Here is an 18,958-nt window from a genome sequence, read left to right as displayed (position 1 = left end):
CTACTCTCCTTTTACTGCTTTAACTGTTTTTAACGCCGATTTTATATCATCATAAATAATATTTCCAACAACTACTGTATCAGCATATTGCGCCATTTCTTTCGCCTGTTCTGCATTAGAAATACCACCGCCATAATATAACTTGGCTTGTTTCAATTCTGCTTTTACATTTTTAACAAGTTCAACATCTCCATACGTACCGCTATATTCTAAATAAAATATCGGTAAATGTAATAACTTGTCTGCTAAACGCGCATATGCAATAACGTCAGCTTCTGTTAAATCACATTTCGCATCTGTAAGCTGAGCTACTTTCGCTTCGGGATTTAAAACACAATACCCTTCCATAAAAATTTCGTCCCAGTCCATAATATCCCCAAATTCTTTCAATGCCTCATGATGAACACCTGTTACCCATTCTACTTTTCGGCTATTTAAAACACTTGGGATGTAATAAAAATCAAATCCTGGTGTAATTGCTTCTACATCAGAAACCTCTAATACACAAGGAACTGCATATCTACGAATGCTAACTAGCATGTGTAATACGTTATCAATTGTAACTCCATCACTTCCGCCTACAATAACAGCATCCGTTCCAGACTCACAAATCATTTCTAAATATTCATCGCTTAACTCCTTATTTGGATCAAGCTTAAATACATGTTTCCATCCGGAAATATCGTACATGAAAACACCCTTCCTTTTCTCTAGTTATATCTATAGTTCTGTTTAAAATAACAGTTAGTTTTTATCTTGATTTTTTAAAATAGCTATCAAATATTTTTCAAAAAGAAGGATTTAATTTCACCTTCTTTTAATGCATTCTTTCATTATAACAAAAAAAGCTACTGACACACACGCCGATTCCAACATCTTTTTCAACGTCAAATGTTGGATTACATATCCCAAAAATCACACGGGATACTAATAAGAGAAGTAGTATTTACTATTTCAATTTTCATAAAAAGGAGTGTTTTTCTAATGAAGCAAAACATCGGGACAATAAACGCTCTAATTCGAATTACACTTGGGCTTGTCCTCTTCGGATGTAGTGCAACTAAACTTGTACGCAAGCCGTGGTGCACTTGGTCTAACATTTTTCTATGGATTGGTGCAATGAAAGTTGCAGAGGGAATTGTTCGCTTCTGCCCTATTGTTGAAGCGTGGAAATTTGGAAAATACATGAATATGGGCGCATTTAAAATGCCTGGCATGAATTTTGCTGAAAAAGGACATGCTAAAGAAGAAGTGAATCAAACTTCCGCTCATGACAAGCCAAAGTCAAAGGGAAGTTATGACGCTTCTGACAAAGAGATTGAGTCAGCGATTGAAGAAATAATCCTGGCAAAACCGCTTTGAATCATTTGTCACGATGCAAGATGCTCTCAAAGGGACTTAGCTGCTGCAGTGGGCGGTTAAGTCTTCTTTATTTTACCATAAAACAGAACGTATATTCTTATTTCTAACTTTAAAATGTACATAAAAGATATCAATCAATAAATTTCAGAAAATTAGGTGCATACCCCTTGCTTAAAATGATATAAAAGTGATATCATTTTTATATCAGGAGGCGATCATATGAAAGAAAAACAAGTATTTTATGTAAATGGTTTTCTCGGTATTATTGGAATTTTGATTTTAGCTGCTATCGGTGTATTTTTCCTTGCACAAGAAATTTTTGTAGGAGCAGCACTAACTATTATATTAGCGGCAATTCTCGCTACAGGTATCGGTATTGTTCAACCGAATCAAGCGAAAGTTATTACGTTCTTTGGTAATTATTTAGGAACAATTCGTCAAAATGGTTTATTTTTAACAATTCCATTCGCATTCCGTCAAACTGTCTCATTACGTGTTGAAAACTTTAATAGTAAGAAATTAAAAGTAAACGATGTTGAGGGAAATCCGATTGAAATTGCAGCTGTTATTGTATATAAAGTAGTTGATTCTGCAAAAGCAATGTTCGGTGTTGAACATTACGATCGATTTGTAGAAATTCAAAGTGAAACAGCAATCCGCCACGTCGCAACAAAATATCCTTATGACAATTTCCAAGATGAAACTTGCATTACGTTACGCGGGAATACTGAAGAAATCTCTGAAGAATTAAAGCGTGAGTTAGAAGCGCGCCTTGAAATCGCAGGCGTAGAAGTATTAGAAACTCGTTTAACACATTTAGCTTATGCAACAGAAATTGCCCATGCGATGCTACAACGTCAACAAGCAAAAGCGGTATTAGCTGCTAGAAAAGAGATTGTTGAAGGTGCTGTGAAGATGGCGAAGGATTCAATCCATATGTTAGATGAGGAAGGCGTACTTGAATTAGATGACGAGCGTAAAGCGAATATGGTAAACAACCTATTAGTTGCCATCGTTTCAGATAAAGGTGCGCAACCAGTTATTAATACAGGAAGCCTATACTAAGGGCTATAAGTAATTATGGCTAAAAAGAAAAGCTTTCCATTACGTATTGATCCTGAATTACACGCAGTCATCGAAAAATGGGCAAATGATGAGTTTCGTAGCGTCAATGCACACATCGAGTATTTACTTCGAGAAATGGCAAAGCAAAAAGGAAAATTGAAGAAAGATAAAGATGCATGAACAAACAGCCCACTGAATTTTCAGCGGGCTGTTTTTATACAAAGCAAGTCATCAATAAACTTGCTTAACGCTGCTGTTCTCACACTATCTTTCCGATAAATAAAATAAGTCGGAATAAACCTGTTTTCATGTACTAACGGTGTATGAATAAGTTCTTTATGGCTATCAAATTGCTCTGCTACTTCACGTGGTAACATAGACACCCCAAGTCCAGCTTTTACGCACCCAATAATACCGTCTAAAGAATTTAATTCCATTATTTTTTTTGGAACAATCCCTTCAGATAGTAACCATTCTTCTAAAACTTTTCTATAAAAACAACCTGATTGAAAAACGATAAAAGACTGCGATTCCGAATATCCGTTATCCCACAAAACATTCCGCTTTGAAAGTAACATCATTTCCTCTTGGAATACTTCTATCTTTTCTAAAGCTGGATCAGCTATACAATCAGCTACAAATGCCCCCTCTATTTCATATAAGAGTACCTTCTTCGTTAATTCTTCCGTATTGTGCGTTTGCAACATAATTTCCACTTCTGGATAGCGCATATGATAATTAGCTAAAATCGTGGGCATTCTAACAGCTGCTGCTGTTTCCATCGCTCCAATTTTCAATACTCCTCCAGGCTCCGCTGTATGTTTCACTTGCCTTTTTGATTCATTTAATAATTGAATCATTTTTTCAGCGTATGTTAACTACTTTTCTCCTGCGCGACCATATAAAAAGCTACAAAATCTTGTAAGTTCATTCGTTCATATCCCTTCGTTCATATCATTAATTTTGATATTACATATAAAAAATCAGTATTTTACGCCCCATATATATTCCTCTATCATATATATTAGAAGATATTTCAAGAAGGGAGATTATATGAAAGAAACAAAAACATGGAAAATGATTATAGCTGGGATATGTTCTTTAATAGCTGTCATGGGTATTAGTCGGTTCGCCTACACACCGATTATTTCTTTTATGGAAAAGCAAGCCCATATAGAAGATGACCTCGCTGGATATTTAGCGTCCAGTAATTATCTTGGTTATTTACTTGGGGCATTCTTTATTGGATTCATTACGATAAAAAATCGTGAAAAAATATTACACCACTGTTTATTCTTCAATGTTCTTTCAACTCTTTGTATGGGCTTAACCTCTTATATCTTTTTATGGTTTCCCCTTCGCTTTATCGGTGGTTTCACAAGTGCAATTGTATTTGTTCTTGCCTCTAGTATTGTTTTAGATTATTTATTTCAAAGTAATAAAGTCATGCTAGGTGGCATGATTTATAGCGGTGTTGGAATTGGCATTATTTTCTCTGGAAGTTTCGCACCTTTATTCAACTCAATTTGGAATTGGCAAGGTGCATGGATTGGGTTAGGAATTATTAGTTTTAGTTTAGCTATCCTTGTATGGAAATGGTTAAGAGAGGACAGTAGACATACTATACAGCAACCAAAAAGTACTATACAAGCTACATCTCATAGAAAAAGCTATTTAATTTGGCTTATTTTAGCTTACGGATTCGAAGGATTTGGCTATATCATTACAGGGACCTTCCTTGTCACCATTGTAGAAAGAATTACACTATCACCCTTCTATGCATCTTGTAACTGGATTATTGTCGGTATTGCTGTCATCCCATCTAGTTACCTTTGGTCCACTGTTGCTCGGAAGTACGGACCAACACGAGCTCTTACATCCGCCTATATGTTACAAATTATAAGTGTACTTTCTCCACTCCTTATTCCAAACCTTTTTGGGGCATTTCTAAGTGCATTCCTTCTAGGTGCTACATTCGTCGGAATTACAATTTTAACAACTACAGAAGCAAAACGAATAAGACCGAATGAAAGTAATAAAATCATTGGTTATACGACAGGTGTTTATGGGATTGGCCAAATTATCGGTCCAATCTTTACAGGTATTATTGCGGAGCAAATGCAAAGTTTTTCCCTCCCACTCCTTGTCGCTGCTCTTACGTTAATCATCTCAATACTACTATTATTAATTGGAGAAATAAGATGTAAGCAGGTAGAGAAAAAGTGTATATAGATACAAATAGTTTATAATCTCTTGAAAAGATTCAACGTACTATACTCTATTTCCTATAAAAAAAGAAGCTAACATATGTTAGCTTCGCGTAATCTCATGCCCAATCGCACGATATCCTATATCACTACGATAAAATAAGCCATCGCTCTCAATCTTTGCGATTTCTTTATACACTCTATCTTTCGCTTCTTGTAAGTCTTTCGCTTTATAAGCAATAAATAGTACACGTCCACCATTTGTTACAAAATCCCCATGCTTCATCGCTGTACCTGAATGAAAGACAATAGCATCTTCTAAACGATCTAATCCTGTAATAATTTCACCTTTTTTATACGCTTCTGGATATCCTTTTGAAGCGAGTACAACACCAATTACTGCTTCCTCTGACCACTCTAACACTAACTCACTTTCATCTAATACAGCGTTACATACATCAACTAAATCATTTTCTAAGCGAGGTAATACAACTTCTGTTTCAGGATCACCAAAGCGTGCATTAAATTCAATTACCTTTGGACCATCATTTGTTAAAATAAGCCCTGCATATAAAATCCCTGTAAACGATCGATTTTCTTGGAGCATTGCTTGAGCAGTTGGATGTAATACGGTTTGAATCGCTTCTTGGACTGCTGATTCTGGAATTTGTGGTACTGGAGAATATGCACCCATTCCGCCTGTATTTGGGCCTTTATCAGCATCAAAAGCTCGTTTATGGTCCTGAGCGATTACCATCGGATGTACAGTTGTTCCATTTACAAATGCCATTAATGAAAATTCTTGTCCATCTAAAAACTCTTCAATAACAACCTTCTTACTTGCCGCGCCGAACTTCACATCTTGTAGCATTTCTTTCACAGCCTGTAATGCCTCTTCAAGCGTCATTGCTACCGTTACCCCTTTACCAGCAGCTAATCCGTCAGCTTTAATAACGATTGGTGCACCAACTTTTTGAATGTACTGTACTGCTTCTTCATAATCGGTAAAAGTTTCGTACGCCGCAGTTGGAATATCATACTTTTTCATAAGCTCTTTTGTAAAAGCTTTACTACCTTCAATAACAGCAGCCGCTTTATTCGGACCAAATACGCGAAGTCCCTCTTCTTTAAAACGATCAACAATTCCATTCATAAGTGGAATTTCTGGTCCAACGAAAGTTAACTCAATATTATTCTCTTTGGCAAATAAAACTAATGCATCAAAATCATTTTCATCAATATCAACTGGTATTGCAACATCTCGCATACCTTCATTACCTGGTGCTACATATACCTTTTTCACTTTTGCAGATTGTGCAAACTTCCAAGCTAAAGCATGCTCACGCCCACCGCGGCCAATTAGTAAAACATTCATATTTCATCCCCCAATAATTAAATAAGTACAAACTAGAAGCTATGCTCCTAGTTTGCTTTTTCATATCAATAAAAGGTTATCTTAACCGGACTTTTTAAACATCCATCTCAATAAAGGTTTAAAAAGGAGGATCAAGAGCACCGAGCAGGTCTAGGCGCATTTGCCAGGAGGACACGGAGTGTAGCTTTCCTACATGAGTACCGCACTGGCGATGCAACGACGACATGCGAAGGTTATCTTGACCGGACTTTTTAAACATCCTCTATTAGTGTTTGAAATGACGTACGCCAGTGAACACCATAGCAATCCCATACGTATCTGCCACTTTAATAGAATCTTCATCACGGATTGATCCGCCTGGTTGAATGATTGCTGTAATTCCCGCTTTTGCTGCTTCTTCTAATGTATCTGGCATTGGGAAGAAAGCATCAGATGCAAGCGCGCTACCTTGTGCTTTTTCACCAGCTTGTGTAATCGCGATTTTTGCAGAACCTACACGGTTCATCTGTCCCGCACCGACACCAATTGTCATGTCATCTTTCGCTAAAACAATTGCATTTGATTTCACATGTTTTACAACTTTCCAAGCTAGTTTTAAATCTTTCCATTCTTGCTCTGAAGGTTCACGTTTCGTTGGAATTGAAATTGTACTTTCATCTAATGATAACGTATCTTCCTCTTGAACGAGAAGTCCACCTTGTACAGAAGTTAGTTTTTTGCTTGCACTTGTCGCTTTTTCAATATTTATAGTTAATAAACGTAAGTTCTTCTTACTTTGCAACACTTCTAAAGCTTCTTGCGAGAACGAAGGTGCGATAACAATTTCTAAGAAAATTTCATGTAACTTTTCTGCTGTAGCTTTATCAATTTCACGATTTGCTGCAATAATACCGCCGAAGATTGATACTGGATCTGCTTCATAAGCACGAGTATATGCTTCGTGAATATTAGTTCCTACTCCAACACCACATGGATTCATATGTTTTACTGCTACTACTGCTGGTTCTGTAAATTCTTTTACGATGCTAAGCGCTGCGTCTGCATCATTAATATTGTTATACGATAATTCTTTACCGTGTAATTGTTCTGCGTATGCAACAGAAGAAGTTGCTGCGAATGGCGCTTTATAGAAAGTTGCTTTTTGATGTGGGTTCTCGCCATAACGTAAGTCTTGCTTTTTCTCAAATGTCACAGTTAATGTTTCTGGACTTTCTTCACCCATTTGCTCTGTTAAGTAGTTAGAAATTAACGCATCATACGCTGCTGTATGACGGAATACTTTCGCTGCTAGTTTACGTTTCGTTTCCTCTGCTACTTCACCGTTCTCTTTCAGTTCTGCTAACACAATATCATAATCTACTGGATCTACAATTACAGATACGAATTTATGATTTTTCGCAGCAGAGCGAATCATTGTCGGGCCACCGATATCAATATTTTCAATTGCATCAGCAAATGTTACATCAGGCTTAGCGATTGTTTCTTTAAATGGGTATAAGTTAACAACAACAAAATCAATTGCTTGAATACCTAATTCATTCATTTGCGCTACATGTGTTTCATTATCACGAACTGCTAATAGACCACCATGAATATTTGGATGTAAAGTTTTCACACGACCATCCATAATTTCAGGGAAACCAGTTACTTCAGAAATACCAATTACTTGTAAGCCGTTTTCTTCTAGTAACTTTTTCGTACCACCTGTTGAAATAACTTCAATCCCTTGCTCTAGTAACCCTTTAACAAATTCTACTACTCCTGTTTTATCTGAAACACTTACTAATGCACGCTTTTTCATTTATCCTTCACCCCTGGTTGTATGTTAGTTAACAGTTGCTTCTTTCACAGACTGAACAATTTGATTCACTGTATTTACGTATAATTTATGTTCAACTTGCTGAATTTTCTTTTGTAAACTTTCTCTCGTATCCCCTTCAGAAACAACCACTGCTTCTTGCGCAATAATTGGCCCTGTATCCATACCTGCATCTACATAATGAATTGTTACTCCAGTTACTTTCACACCTGCTTCTAACGCTTGACCGACAGCATCTTTACCCGGAAAGCTCGGTAGTAATGATGGATGAATATTAATAATCTTTCCGCCGTATGCTTCTAGTAACGTCGGCCCGATTAAACGCATATATCCAGCTAAAATAATATAATCAATTTCATATTCTTCTAGCTTCTTTAATATCTCTTTTTCAAACGCTTCTTTGGACTCATATGCTTTCGCTGAAAAAGCGAAACACGGAATATGATGATAATGCGCTCGCCCAACAGCACGTGCTTCTGGTTTATCACATACTAATAAACTAATTTCTGCATCCAATCTTTTTTCTTCTACCGCATTAACGAGAGATTGAAAGTTAGATCCACTTCCAGAAGCAAAAACTGCTAATCTACTCATAGTGCTTTGCCCCCATTAAAAGTAACGCCAGCTCCTTGTACAGTACGTCCAATAATACGAGCCGTTTCTCCTTGCTCTTCAAGAAGACGGACAACATCTTTTGCATCTTCTTCCTTCACTGCTACTACCATACCAATACCCATGTTAAAAATATTGAACATTTCTTTCTCTTCCAGTTTCCCAACTTCTTGAAGTAAATGGAAGATCGGCTGAATTTTCCAAGATCCTAGTTCAATCTCAGCACCAATTCCTTCTGGCAACATACGTGGGATATTTTCAATAAATCCGCCCCCTGTAATATGCGCCATACCGTATACTTCATGCTTCTTCAATAGTTCTAAAATAGGTTTGACATAAATTTTCGTTGGTTTTAATAATTCTTCACCAAGAGGTAGTTCTAAGCGTCCATAAATACGCTCTAAAGATAGTTCTCCATCTTCTAGTAACACTTTTCGTACTAAAGAGTAACCATTGCTATGAATACCGCTAGATGCTAAGCCAATTAGCACGTGACCAGCTTCAATCTTTTCACCTGTTACAATTTTCTTTTTATCAACAATCCCAACTGTAAAACCAGCTAAATCATATTCTTCCGTAGAATACATTCCTGGCATTTCAGCTGTTTCTCCACCGATTAATGCACAACCAGCTTGGCGACAGCCCTCTGATATACCTTTGACGATGTTTTCAATTTTACTAGGTTCAGCTTTACCACAAGCAATATAATCAAGGAAGAAAAGCGGCTCTGCTCCTTGGACAACAATATCATTTACACACATTGCTACTGCATCAATACCAATTGTGTCATGTTTATCTGCCATAAAAGCGAGCATCAATTTTGTTCCCACGCCATCTGTTCCAGATACTAATACAGGTTCTTCTAATGCAAATTTTGATAGATCAAACATACCTCCAAAACCGCCTAAACCGCCTAGTACTTCTTTTCTCATAGTTGTTTGTACGTGTTTTTTCATGCGAGATACCGCTTCATATCCAGCTTCAATATCTACTCCTGCTTGCTTATATGCATTCGCCATCGTTATTTACACCTCGTCTTTTAATTTCTCCCCATCCAGGGCGGGCCGTTTTAAGAAAAAAGCTAGCTTCTACAGCAAAAGAAGTAGAAGCTTTTTTCACTTTTCTTATTTCATACTTTCTAAAAGCTCTTGCTCATAATCATAAAGAGCTGTTGGATAGTCCCCATTAAAGTAAGCCATGCATAGGCCGCCATATTTCCCTTCATATGGACGTCCAATTGCATCTACTAATCCATCTTCGCTTAAAAATGTTAAAGAATCTGCTCCGATCATTTCGCGGATTTCTTCTACTGTATTATTTGCTGCAATTAATTCTTTTCTCGTTTGAATATCAATGCCATAGAAACATGGATATTTCAGAGGTGGTGAAGCAATTCTTACATGAACTTCTGTCGCTCCAGCCTCACGAAGCATACGAACAATTCGTTTACTTGTCGTTCCTCTTACGATAGAGTCATCAATCATAACAACTCGTTTCCCCTCAACCACACCTCTTACTGCAGAAAGCTTCATCTTAACCCCTTGCTCACGCAGTTCTTGAGAAGGCTGGATAAAAGTACGTCCAACGTAACGATTTTTAATTAATCCTAATTCATACGGAATGCCTGTTGCCTCCGCATAGCCAATCGCAGCTGAAATACTAGAGTCTGGTACACCAGTAACAACATCCGCTTCAATAGGAGCTTCCGCTGCTAAACGTTTTCCCATATTTTTACGCGCTGCATGAACGTTAACACCAGCAATATTAGAATCTGGTCGTGCAAAGTAAATATATTCCATACTACAAATCGCATGTTCTACATCGTTTGTGAAACGATCTACGTGAATTCCTTCATCATTAATGATAAGTAATTCACCAGGTTCTACATCGCGAATGTATGTTGCACCTACTACATCAAAAGCACATGTTTCAGATGCTACAACGTAAGCATCCCCCATCTTTCCAATTGAAAGCGGACGGAATCCATTTGGATCTAACGCAACGATCATTTCATTTCCAGTTAGTAAAAGATACGCAAAAGCACCTTTCACTTTATTTAGAGCCTCTTTTACACTTTCAATTAAAGAGTCTTTCGTACTACGTTTAATAAGATGTAAAAGTACTTCTGTATCTGAACTAGTTTGAAAAATACTTCCCTCTGCTTCTAATTCACGACGAAGCATTTTTGCGTTAATTAAATTTCCGTTATGAGCTAACGCCATACTATGATCGGAAAAACGGAACAACAATGGTTGAACGTTAGCAACTTCACTTCCACCAGCTGTTGCATATCGTACATGTCCGATTGCTGATTTTCCATTTAATCCTTCTAACTCACCTCTTGAAAACACTTCTGATATTAAACCTAACCCCTTGTGACCGACGATTTTTTCCCCATTATTTACGACAATGCCTGCGCCTTCTTGCCCACGGTGCTGTAAACTGTGCAATCCGTAGTATGAAACTTGTGCTGCATTTTCATGCCCCCAAATTCCGAAAACGCCACATTCTTCGTTTAACCCCTTTATTTCAGCAAGCATGGGATTGCCCCTTTCCAAGCCTTTCTCATTTCATCTACATTTGCTGTAAGTAATACTTCATTTTCTTCATTATGAATTGTTACTTCATTTGTACTTGTTACTTCTCCAACTTGGATTGCTTCTACCGCTTTCTCAAACGCCTCTTTATTTTCACGTTTTACAGTTATCACGAAGCGAGACTGTGATTCAGCGAATAATGCTGCTGTTGCTTCTCCATCTAATTTCACAGTAGCACCTAAGCCGTTAGCACCAATTGCACTTTCTGAAATTGCAACTGCTAAACCACCCTCAGCAACATCATGTGCAGATTGAACAAGACCAGCTTGAATTGCTTCTAATACTTGTTTTTGGCGTTTTAATTCTACATCTAGATCGATACTTGGTGATTGACCGAAAATTTTTCCGTGAATCATTTTCTGTAATTCACTTCCGCCAAACTCAGCTTTCGTCTCACCGATTATATAAACTAAATCACCAGCTTGCTTAAACTCTTGTGTTGTTACATGTTTTAAGTCATGTACAAGTCCGACCATCCCAACAGTTGGTGTTGGATATACAGCTTCGCCACTACGTTCGTTATACATCGATACGTTTCCGCCGATAACTGGTGTTTGTAATGTGCGACAAGCTTCACTCATACCGTCTACTGATTTCTCAATTTGCCAGAAGATTTCTGGTTTTTCTGGGTTACCGAAGTTTAAGCAATCTGTAATTGCAAGTGGCTCACCGCCAGAGCATACGATATTACGCGCTGCCTCTGCTACTGCAATTTTACCGCCCATTTCTGGATCTAGATAAATGTAGCGAGAATTACAATCTGTCGTCATTGCTAATCCTTTTTCTGTACCGCGTACACGTACAACTGCTGCATCTGAACCTGGTGTAACCACTGTGCTTGTACGAACTTGATAATCGTATTGATCGTATACCCACTCTTTACTTGCAATTGTTGGTTGCTGTAATAGAGCGAATAACGCTTCTTTATAATTTTCTACTTTTGGCGTTTCCATTTTCATTGCTTGGAATTCAGCAAAGTATGCTGCTTCTTTTGATGGTTTATGATAAATTGGTGCTTCTTCTGCTAAAGCATCTGCTGGAACTTCAGCTACCTTTTCACCTTTATGGAATAAACGAAGCATTTTATCTTCCGTTACTTTCCCCATCGTAACCGCTGCGAGACCATACTTCTCAAATAAATCTACTATTTCTTGTTCTCTACCTTTTTTCACAACAATTAACATACGCTCTTGTGATTCAGACAGCATCATTTCATATGGTGTCATTCCTGTTTCACGTTGTGGTACATCATCTAAGTACATTTCAATACCCATTCCTGCTTTACTTGCCATTTCTGCAGATGATGATGTTAAACCAGCCGCACCCATATCTTGAATTCCAACAAGTGCATCAGATTGAATTAATTCTAAACACGCTTCAATAAGAAGTTTTTCCATAAATGGATCCCCTACTTGAACCGCTGGACGTTTCGCTTCTGAGCTTTCAGATAGTTCTTCCGACGCGAATGTTGCACCGTGAATACCGTCACGACCAGTTGATGCTCCTACGTACATTACTGTGTTACCAGCACCGTGCGCTTGCCCTTTTTTAATGTCTTCGTGGTTAATCAAACCTACGCACATTGCATTTACAAGTGGATTTCCTTCGTAACATGGATCAAATTGTACTTCGCCGCCAACAGTCGGAATACCGATGCAGTTACCGTATCCTGCAATTCCTGCTACTACTTCTTCGAATAAATATTTCACACGTGGTGACTGTAATTCACCGAAACGAAGTGAGTTTAATAGAGCTACCGGACGTGCTCCCATAGAGAATACGTCACGAATAATACCACCAACACCTGTTGCTGCTCCTTGATATGGTTCAATAGCTGAAGGATGGTTATGACTTTCCATTTTAAATACAACTGCTTGATTATCACCGATATCTACAATTCCAGCGCCTTCTCCAGGTCCTTGCAGAACGCGCTCACCTGTCGTTGGAAACTTACGAAGAACTGGTTTTGAATTTTTATAACTACAATGTTCAGACCACATTACAGAGAACAATCCTGTTTCTGTATAATTTGGCAGACGACCTAAAATCTTTTCAACCATGGCAAACTCTTCGTCTGTTAGCCCCATTTCCGCATATATACGCTCTTCTTTAATTTGTGTTGGATTTGGTTCAAGCATTAACGACATATGTTTCCCTCCACTGTTTTAAGATAGATTGAAAGACTTTTAACCCTTCAGCACCGCCAAGTAATTCATCTACAGCACGCTCTGGATGTGGCATCATACCAAGTACATTTCCTTTTTCGTTTACAATACCAGCAATATCTGAAACGCTACCGTTAGGATTTTCTACGTAACGGAATGCGATTTGATTATTCTCTTCTAATTGTTTAAGAGTCTCTTCGTCACAATAGTAATTCCCCTCACCATGAGCGATTGGAATATTGATTACTTCATTTTTTTCATATTGTGATGTAAACATCGTTTCATTATTTTCAACACGCAACTGAACAGTACGACACATAAATTTTAAGTTTTCGTTTCTCATTAATGCTCCTGGTAGTAATCCTGATTCAACAAGAATCTGGAATCCATTACATACACCTAAAATCGGCTTTCCTTGCTCAGCAGCTTTTTGTACTGCTTTCATTGCATTAGCAAAGCGAGAAATAGCACCGCAGCGTAAGTAGTCACCGTAAGAGAATCCACCTGGTAGTAAAATTGCATCATATTCATCTAAATTCTCTGTATCGTGCCAAACGTAATCTACTTCTTCGCCAAGCTCATCTTTAATTGCATGGAACATATCGACATCACAGTTCGAACCTGGAAATACTATTACGGCAAATTTCACTGTGCGACAACCTCCTCAACTTCATAACGGAAGTCTTCCATTACAACGTTCGCTAATAGTTTTTCACACATTTCTTTTACCTTGCTATCTAAGTCAGATACAGATTTATCAATTGTTAGTTCCATGTACTTTCCGATTCGAACGTCTTGTACTTCTGTGAATGAAAGACTATGAAGAGCTCCTTTTACCGCTGTTCCTTGTGGATCTAATACGCTTTCTCTTAATGTTACATATACCTTAACTTTATACATGTGAAATTCCCCCTAAACGTTTTAAAATCTCTTCATAAGCATCTGTTAAATTTCCAAGATCGCGACGGAATACGTCTTTATCAAACTTCTCATTGCTCGTTTCATCCCATAAACGGCAAGTATCTGGTGAAATTTCATCCGCTAATATGATTTCTCCCTCTTCCGTTACACCAAACTCTAATTTGAAATCTACTAATCTTACACGACAGCTTGCGAAATGATCAATCAACACTTGATTGATTTGTAGAGCCATATCTCGTAATACGCTTACTTGCTCTGGCGATGCAACGTTTAATACACGAATATGATCTTCCGTTACAAGCGGATCTCCTAAATTATCATCTTTGAAGTAAAATTCTACGATTGGTTCTGCAAGTACAGTTCCCTCTTCCATTCCTAATCGTTTTGAAAGACTTCCTGCAATTACATTTCTTGTGACAACTTCTAAAGGAATAATACTCACTTTTTTAACAAGTTGTTCTGTTTCAGATAACTTCTCAACAAAATGTGTTTTAATTCCTACTTCTTGTAACTTTCTGAACAATAAAGTTGTAATCTCATTGTTCAAACGACCTTTTCCTGTAATCGTCTCTTTTTTCTCCCCATTGAAAGCAGTCGCACTATCTTTGTACTCTACCCAAACCATATCTGCTGATTCTGTACGATAAATTCTTTTTGCCTTACCTTCATACAGCAATTCTAGCTTTTGCATTTCGCAAGCCCCCTGTAGTTTGAAAAATGTGAATAATTTTTTTATAAAGAATGGCACAGAATGACTCTATTCTGTGCCATATGAAATTTTACGCTTCGTTTAATCCAAGGCGTTCAAAGATTGTATCAACGTGTTGCATATGATGCTCATAGTTGAAGCATTCATTAATTTCTTCTTGTGTTAACTTACTTGTAATACGCTCATCAGCTTCTACAAGCTCTTTAAATTGTACTTGTGTTTCCCAAGCTTCCATCGCTTTAGGCTGTACGATATCATAAGCTTCTTCACGTACCATACCTTTGTCGATTAGTGTAAGCATTACGCGCTGAGAATAAATTAAGCCGTATGTTCTTGTCATATTGCGTTTCATATTCTCTGGGTATACAGTTAAGTTTTTAACGATATTACCAAAGCGATTTAACATGTAATTTAATGCGATTGTAGCATCTGGTAAAATTACGCGTTCTGCTGAAGAGTGAGAAATGTCACGCTCATGCCACAATGGAACATTCTCATAAGCTGTCATCATATAACCGCGGATAACACGAGCTAAACCAGTCATATTTTCAGATCCAATTGGATTACGCTTATGTGGCATTGCAGAAGAACCTTTTTGGCCTTTTGCGAAAGCTTCTTCAACTTCACGTGTTTCACTCTTTTGTAAGCCACGAATCTCAACTGCCATCTTTTCGATAGATGTTGCGATTAATGCAAGTGTTGACATGTAGTGTGCGTGACGATCACGTTGCAATGTTTGTGTTGAAATTGGTGCTGCTTCTAATCCTAGATTTTCACAAACATATTTTTCTACGAATGGATCGATATTTGCATATGTACCAACCGCACCAGATAGTTTACCAACACGAACTGTATCAGCAGCTTGTTTGAAACGCTCTACGTTACGTTTCATCTCTTCATACCAAAGACCAAGTTTTAAACCGAATGTTGTTGGTTCTGCATGAACACCGTGTGTTCTTCCCATCATGATTGTGTATTTATGCTCTTTCGCTTTGTTAGCTAAAATGCTTACAAAGTTCTCTAAGTCTTTTAATATAATTTCATTCGCTTGTTTTAAGATGTAAGATAATGCTGTATCTACTACATCTGTAGATGTTAAACCGTAATGAACCCATTTACGTTCTTCGCCTAGTGCTGGCGTTTCTGATACAGCACGAGTGAATGCAACTACGTCATGACGTGTTTCTTTTTCAATTTCATAAATACGATCAATATCAAATGATGCATGTTCACGAATTTTTTTAACATCTTCTTTTGGAATATCGCCAAGCTCAGCCCATGCTTCACAAGCTAAAATCTCAACTTCTAACCACGCTTTAAATTTGTTCTCTTCCGTCCAAATCGCACCCATTTCAGGGCGTGTATAACGACTAATCATCTTTTTCCCTCCAACAGTTGTTCTTGATGGTCCCAAATATGCAAACTCTTCGCTTTTTCTAGAGCGACTTCAATATTATCATTTAAAATATTAACATGCCCCATTTTTCGCTGTGCTTTTGCTTCTTCTTTTCCATACAAGTGTAAATAGCACCCGGTTAATCTATTCACTTGTCTTAGGACCCCTTCTATATGTTCGCCTAAAATGTTTACCATGACAACTGGTTTTAACAAATTTGTTTCTCCTAGAGGTAAATTACAGATTGCTCGAATATGTTGACCAAATTGGCTCGTTTCACATGCATCCTGTGTATAGTGTCCTGAATTGTGAGGTCTTGGTGCTAATTCATTAATGTAAATCTCACCATTAGCTGTAGCAAACATCTCTACAGCTAGTGTTCCCACAAGTTTTAATTCATCCGCAAGTACCTTTGCATAAGCAATTGCTTTGTGAGAAAGCTCTTCTGTAATACGAGCTGGAACGATAGATTCATGCAAAATGTTATTTACATGAATATTTTCCGCTACCGGAAATACTTTCGTTTCACCACTTACACTACGAATCACAATAACGGATATTTCTTTTTCAAAAGGCACCCATTTCTCTAAAATACACTCTGCTTTATCCACAAGATCTCTTGCTGTCTCAACATCAGCCTCACTTCTTAAAACAACTTGCCCTTTCCCATCATATCCACCTGTCGTCGTTTTTAAGACGGAAGGGAATGATAACTCAGCAATTGCTTCTGTAAGCTGATCTTGATTTTGAACTAATCTATACGTTGCTACTGGTAACCCAGCCTTCTCAATTGCATTCTTTTCTGTAAAACGATTTTGCGTTTTATTTAACAACTGACTACCTTGTGGCAAGTAAGCATGTTTTTCAAGCCATTGTAAACATCTATAATCAATATTCTCAAATTCATATGTGACAACATCACTTATCTCTGCTAAATGCTGAATTGCCTTTAAATCGTCATACGGTGCAACAATTTCAATATCAGCAACTTGTGCACATGGTGAATGCTTTGTAGGATCTAAAACAGCAATTTTATATCCCATCTCCTTGGCTGCCAATGCCATCATTCTTCCTAGCTGGCCGCCTCCAATAATGCCGATTGTTTTTCCAGGTAAAATGATTCTCGTCATACTAGCTCACTACCTTCACGCACATCTTTTTCAATCGCTTCTCGTCTCAATTCTAATGCATCATGTATATCATCATGGAATGATCCAAGTATTTGTGCAGCAAGTAATCCAGCATTCGTTGAACCGGCTTTACCAATTGCAACAGTTGCAACTGGAACACCTCCTGGCATTTGGACGATGGATAATAATGAATCTAAGCCGTTTAATGCTTTTGATTGAACTGGAACTCCAATTACAGGAAGATTTGTCTTCGCTGCAACCATTCCTGGTAAATGTGCTGCTCCACCAGCTCCAGCAATAATAACTTTCAATCCACGTTCACGAGCCGTCTCTGCATATTCAAACATATAATCCGGAGTCCGATGAGCGGATACAACTTTTTTCTCATACGGTATATTTAATTCATCTAAAATGTCACAAGCATATTTCATTGTTTCCCAGTCTGATGTACTTCCCATTATGACTCCAACTAGTGATTTCATATTAGAATCCCCCCGATTCAAATAAAAAAAGCCTGAAATAGAACAGTTTCTCTTTTACTATGAGAGAAAGCGCTCTACTCAGGCATACGTATCCCTTGTGAATAGAAAAATACCGAGTGACTTTCCCTCATAGTCTAACGAATAACGGTCGTTAGGTAGAGACTTGCAGGCCATATCCCCGCGATTATATGAGGTCTTATATTATTGTTTCTATGGCTATATTAACAATATTTCATAAACGATGTCAATAAATAATCGAATGTTTTTTTATTAGTAGTCAATAACGTTCGTGTTTTAGTTATATTCAAAACAAGAATTGCAACTATATGCAAGAAGAAAAGGGAATTAGAATATATATTTCTAGAGATCTATTTACTTATAATCGTTTATATAGTACTTCAGTATGTTTTAAATCACAATATGTACAATCTTGTATTCTACACATCAATAGAACTTTTATTATAACGATTTAATTTCTAAGGAGGATAAACATGAAAGAAAGAACTACTCTATTATCCTATTTATTTTTTCTATCGCAGTAATTGTTGTAATTATTGAATACTTATTTATAGCATCTCATTATTTAAAATATATACTTATGATAGAAATAATGTGTCCTATTTTAAGTATTACTTTAGCGGCATTAGGAAAATCAGGAACACAAAAAATCATTGCTATTATTTTAAACAGTCTCTATTTCATTCTTTTTTCGTCTTTAGCGTTTTTAAATTTATGGATTATAACATCCGGTAAATAAAAATAAACACAAAAAAACCTAAGTCGAAACGACTTAGGTTTTTGCTTGGCGACGTCCTACTCTCACAGGGACAAGGTCCCAACTACCATCGGCGCTAGAGAGCTTAACTTCCGTGTTCGGTATGGGAACGGGTGTGACCTCTCTGCCATCATCACCAAACTATGAAGGCATATTCCTTCAAAACTAGATAACATTTGCTACATATTATATGGTTAAGTCCTCGATCTATTAGTATTCGTCAGCTCCACATGTCACCATGCTTCCACCTCGAACCTATCAACCTGATCATCTTTCAGGGATCTTACTAGCTTACGCTATGGGAAATCTCATCTTGAGGGGGGCTTCATGCTTAGATGCTTTC

Annotated in this window: 18 protein-coding genes, 2 rRNA genes, 1 pseudogene and 1 riboswitch; of the genes and pseudogenes, 5 read left to right on the top strand and 16 right to left on the bottom strand. The window is 37.4% G+C overall.

The features are described from left to right. The gene (gene pcrB / locus ATL10_RS20835; RefSeq protein WP_110497418.1) at positions 1 to 690 is read right to left on the bottom strand and encodes a heptaprenylglyceryl phosphate synthase; all 690 of its coding nucleotides are present in this window, start codon (positions 688 to 690) and stop codon (positions 1 to 3) included. Between the two features lie 294 nt (positions 691 to 984). Here pcrB and ATL10_RS20830 point away from each other — a divergent pair, with 294 nt between their 5' ends. The 3 genes from ATL10_RS20830 (at position 985) to ATL10_RS20820 (ending at position 2,607) form a co-directional block, all read left to right on the top strand. Continuing rightward, positions 985 to 1,362 carry a YgaP family membrane protein gene (locus ATL10_RS20830; protein ID WP_000812340.1) on the top strand — a complete coding sequence of 126 codons (378 nt, stop codon included), beginning with the start codon at positions 985 to 987 and terminating at the stop codon, positions 1,360 to 1,362. Positions 1,363 to 1,581: 219 nt separating this feature from the next. Next, the gene (locus ATL10_RS20825; RefSeq protein WP_000660675.1) at positions 1,582 to 2,427 is read left to right on the top strand and encodes an SPFH domain-containing protein; all 846 of its coding nucleotides are present in this window, start codon (positions 1,582 to 1,584) and stop codon (positions 2,425 to 2,427) included. A gap of 15 nt (positions 2,428 to 2,442) precedes the next feature. Then, complete coding sequence (locus ATL10_RS20820; RefSeq protein WP_001085171.1) at positions 2,443 to 2,607, top strand: type II toxin-antitoxin system antitoxin; 165 nt, start codon at positions 2,443 to 2,445, stop codon at positions 2,605 to 2,607. A 20-nt stretch (positions 2,608 to 2,627) separates the two neighbouring features. Here the strand turns inward: ATL10_RS20820 and ATL10_RS20815 are convergent, their stop codons facing one another. Next, positions 2,628 to 3,287: a LysR substrate-binding domain-containing protein gene (locus tag ATL10_RS20815; RefSeq protein ID WP_258375782.1), complete on the bottom strand. Its 660-nt coding sequence runs from the start codon at positions 3,285 to 3,287 to the stop codon at positions 2,628 to 2,630. A 193-nt stretch (positions 3,288 to 3,480) separates the two neighbouring features. Between ATL10_RS20815 and ATL10_RS20810 the strand changes: the two genes are divergently transcribed. After that, entirely contained in the window at positions 3,481 to 4,659 is a 1,179-nt protein-coding gene (locus ATL10_RS20810) for a YbfB/YjiJ family MFS transporter (RefSeq protein ID WP_110497416.1), read from the top strand. A 78-nt stretch (positions 4,660 to 4,737) separates the two neighbouring features. On the opposite strand, the gene purD is transcribed toward ATL10_RS20810, so the two are convergent. The 12 genes from purD to purE form a co-directional block, all read right to left on the bottom strand. Beyond that, positions 4,738 to 6,009: a phosphoribosylamine--glycine ligase gene (purD, locus tag ATL10_RS20805; RefSeq protein WP_001101737.1), complete on the bottom strand. Its 1,272-nt coding sequence runs from the start codon at positions 6,007 to 6,009 to the stop codon at positions 4,738 to 4,740. A 265-nt stretch (positions 6,010 to 6,274) separates the two neighbouring features. Next, positions 6,275 to 7,810 (bottom strand): bifunctional phosphoribosylaminoimidazolecarboxamide formyltransferase/IMP cyclohydrolase, encoded by a 1,536-nt coding sequence (gene purH, locus ATL10_RS20800; RefSeq protein WP_000745406.1) that lies wholly within the window; start codon positions 7,808 to 7,810, stop codon positions 6,275 to 6,277. Positions 7,811 to 7,834: 24 nt separating this feature from the next. Next, the gene (gene purN, locus ATL10_RS20795; protein WP_000088577.1) at positions 7,835 to 8,422 is read right to left on the bottom strand and encodes a phosphoribosylglycinamide formyltransferase; all 588 of its coding nucleotides are present in this window, start codon (positions 8,420 to 8,422) and stop codon (positions 7,835 to 7,837) included. Further along, positions 8,419 to 9,459: a phosphoribosylformylglycinamidine cyclo-ligase gene (purM, locus tag ATL10_RS20790; RefSeq protein WP_001262442.1), complete on the bottom strand. Its 1,041-nt coding sequence runs from the start codon at positions 9,457 to 9,459 to the stop codon at positions 8,419 to 8,421. Before purM ends, purN begins: the two co-directional genes overlap by 4 nt. 105 nt (positions 9,460 to 9,564) lie before the next feature. Beyond that, on the bottom strand, positions 9,565 to 10,980 hold the full coding sequence (purF, locus tag ATL10_RS20785) for an amidophosphoribosyltransferase (protein ID WP_000879026.1): 1,416 nt from the start codon (positions 10,978 to 10,980) through the stop codon (positions 9,565 to 9,567). Next, a complete protein-coding gene (gene purL, locus ATL10_RS20780) occupies positions 10,965 to 13,184 on the bottom strand; it encodes a phosphoribosylformylglycinamidine synthase II (protein ID WP_000055560.1) in 2,220 nt (739 codons plus the stop codon). The genes purF and purL overlap by 16 nt, the downstream gene beginning before the upstream one ends. Then, on the bottom strand, positions 13,168 to 13,851 hold the full coding sequence (gene purQ / locus ATL10_RS20775; protein WP_000666784.1) for a phosphoribosylformylglycinamidine synthase subunit PurQ: 684 nt from the start codon (positions 13,849 to 13,851) through the stop codon (positions 13,168 to 13,170). Before purQ ends, purL begins: the two co-directional genes overlap by 17 nt. Next, positions 13,848 to 14,102, bottom strand: coding sequence for a phosphoribosylformylglycinamidine synthase subunit PurS (gene purS / locus ATL10_RS20770; RefSeq protein ID WP_000278823.1), 255 nt, complete (start codon positions 14,100 to 14,102; stop codon positions 13,848 to 13,850). The genes purQ and purS overlap by 4 nt, the downstream gene beginning before the upstream one ends. Further along, positions 14,095 to 14,814 carry a phosphoribosylaminoimidazolesuccinocarboxamide synthase gene (gene purC / locus ATL10_RS20765; RefSeq protein WP_001170549.1) on the bottom strand — a complete coding sequence of 240 codons (720 nt, stop codon included), beginning with the start codon at positions 14,812 to 14,814 and terminating at the stop codon, positions 14,095 to 14,097. The genes purS and purC overlap by 8 nt, the downstream gene beginning before the upstream one ends. An 88-nt stretch (positions 14,815 to 14,902) precedes the next feature. Then, positions 14,903 to 16,210 (bottom strand): adenylosuccinate lyase, encoded by a 1,308-nt coding sequence (gene purB, locus ATL10_RS20760; RefSeq protein WP_000625682.1) that lies wholly within the window; start codon positions 16,208 to 16,210, stop codon positions 14,903 to 14,905. Further along, a complete protein-coding gene (purK, locus tag ATL10_RS20755) occupies positions 16,207 to 17,358 on the bottom strand; it encodes a 5-(carboxyamino)imidazole ribonucleotide synthase (RefSeq protein ID WP_110497414.1) in 1,152 nt (383 codons plus the stop codon). The genes purB and purK overlap by 4 nt, the downstream gene beginning before the upstream one ends. Then, on the bottom strand, positions 17,355 to 17,840 hold the full coding sequence (gene purE / locus ATL10_RS20750) for a 5-(carboxyamino)imidazole ribonucleotide mutase (protein WP_000839367.1): 486 nt from the start codon (positions 17,838 to 17,840) through the stop codon (positions 17,355 to 17,357). The genes purK and purE overlap by 4 nt, the downstream gene beginning before the upstream one ends. A 110-nt stretch (positions 17,841 to 17,950) precedes the next feature. Next, positions 17,951 to 18,052, bottom strand: a riboswitch (purine riboswitch). A 279-nt stretch (positions 18,053 to 18,331) separates the two neighbouring features. On the opposite strand from purE, the pseudogene ATL10_RS32225 reads away from it, so the two are divergent. Beyond that, a pseudogene (locus ATL10_RS32225) lies at positions 18,332 to 18,597 on the top strand (hypothetical protein). Between the two features lie 43 nt (positions 18,598 to 18,640). Here the strand turns inward: ATL10_RS32225 and rrf are convergent. Continuing rightward, a 5S ribosomal RNA gene (rrf, locus tag ATL10_RS20740) occupies positions 18,641 to 18,756 on the bottom strand. Between the two features lie 49 nt (positions 18,757 to 18,805). Then, positions 18,806 to 18,958 (bottom strand): 23S ribosomal RNA (locus ATL10_RS20735); the annotation flags it as partial.

The organism is Bacillus sp. 196mf (assembly GCF_003217275.1).
Lineage (GTDB): Bacteria > Bacillota > Bacilli > Bacillales > Bacillaceae_G > Bacillus_A > Bacillus_A thuringiensis_S.
This window is presented reverse-complemented; position numbering and strand designations above follow the sequence as displayed.

Bases quoted from the DNA above. Each gene is read 5' to 3' on its own strand.
- pcrB (WP_110497418.1), bottom strand. From the start codon at position 690: ATGTACGATATTTCCGGATGGAAACATGTATTTAAGCTTGATCCAAAT.
- ATL10_RS20830 (WP_000812340.1), top strand. From the start codon at position 985: ATGAAGCAAAACATCGGGACAATAAACGCTCTAATTCGAATTACACTT.
- ATL10_RS20825 (WP_000660675.1), top strand. From the start codon at position 1,582: ATGAAAGAAAAACAAGTATTTTATGTAAATGGTTTTCTCGGTATTATT.
- ATL10_RS20820 (WP_001085171.1), top strand. From the start codon at position 2,443: ATGGCTAAAAAGAAAAGCTTTCCATTACGTATTGATCCTGAATTACAC.
- ATL10_RS20815 (WP_258375782.1), bottom strand. From the start codon at position 3,287: ATGATTCAATTATTAAATGAATCAAAAAGGCAAGTGAAACATACAGCG.
- ATL10_RS20810 (WP_110497416.1), top strand. From the start codon at position 3,481: ATGAAAGAAACAAAAACATGGAAAATGATTATAGCTGGGATATGTTCT.
- purD (WP_001101737.1), bottom strand. From the start codon at position 6,009: ATGAATGTTTTACTAATTGGCCGCGGTGGGCGTGAGCATGCTTTAGCT.
- purH (WP_000745406.1), bottom strand. From the start codon at position 7,810: ATGAAAAAGCGTGCATTAGTAAGTGTTTCAGATAAAACAGGAGTAGTA.
- purN (WP_000088577.1), bottom strand. From the start codon at position 8,422: ATGAGTAGATTAGCAGTTTTTGCTTCTGGAAGTGGATCTAACTTTCAA.
- purM (WP_001262442.1), bottom strand. From the start codon at position 9,459: ATGGCGAATGCATATAAGCAAGCAGGAGTAGATATTGAAGCTGGATAT.
- purF (WP_000879026.1), bottom strand. From the start codon at position 10,980: ATGCTTGCTGAAATAAAGGGGTTAAACGAAGAATGTGGCGTTTTCGGA.
- purL (WP_000055560.1), bottom strand. From the start codon at position 13,184: ATGTCGTTAATGCTTGAACCAAATCCAACACAAATTAAAGAAGAGCGT.
- purS (WP_000278823.1), bottom strand. From the start codon at position 14,102: ATGTATAAAGTTAAGGTATATGTAACATTAAGAGAAAGCGTATTAGAT.
- purC (WP_001170549.1), bottom strand. From the start codon at position 14,814: ATGCAAAAGCTAGAATTGCTGTATGAAGGTAAGGCAAAAAGAATTTAT.
- purB (WP_000625682.1), bottom strand. From the start codon at position 16,210: ATGATTAGTCGTTATACACGCCCTGAAATGGGTGCGATTTGGACGGAA.
- purK (WP_110497414.1), bottom strand. From the start codon at position 17,358: ATGACGAGAATCATTTTACCTGGAAAAACAATCGGCATTATTGGAGGC.
- purE (WP_000839367.1), bottom strand. From the start codon at position 17,840: ATGAAATCACTAGTTGGAGTCATAATGGGAAGTACATCAGACTGGGAA.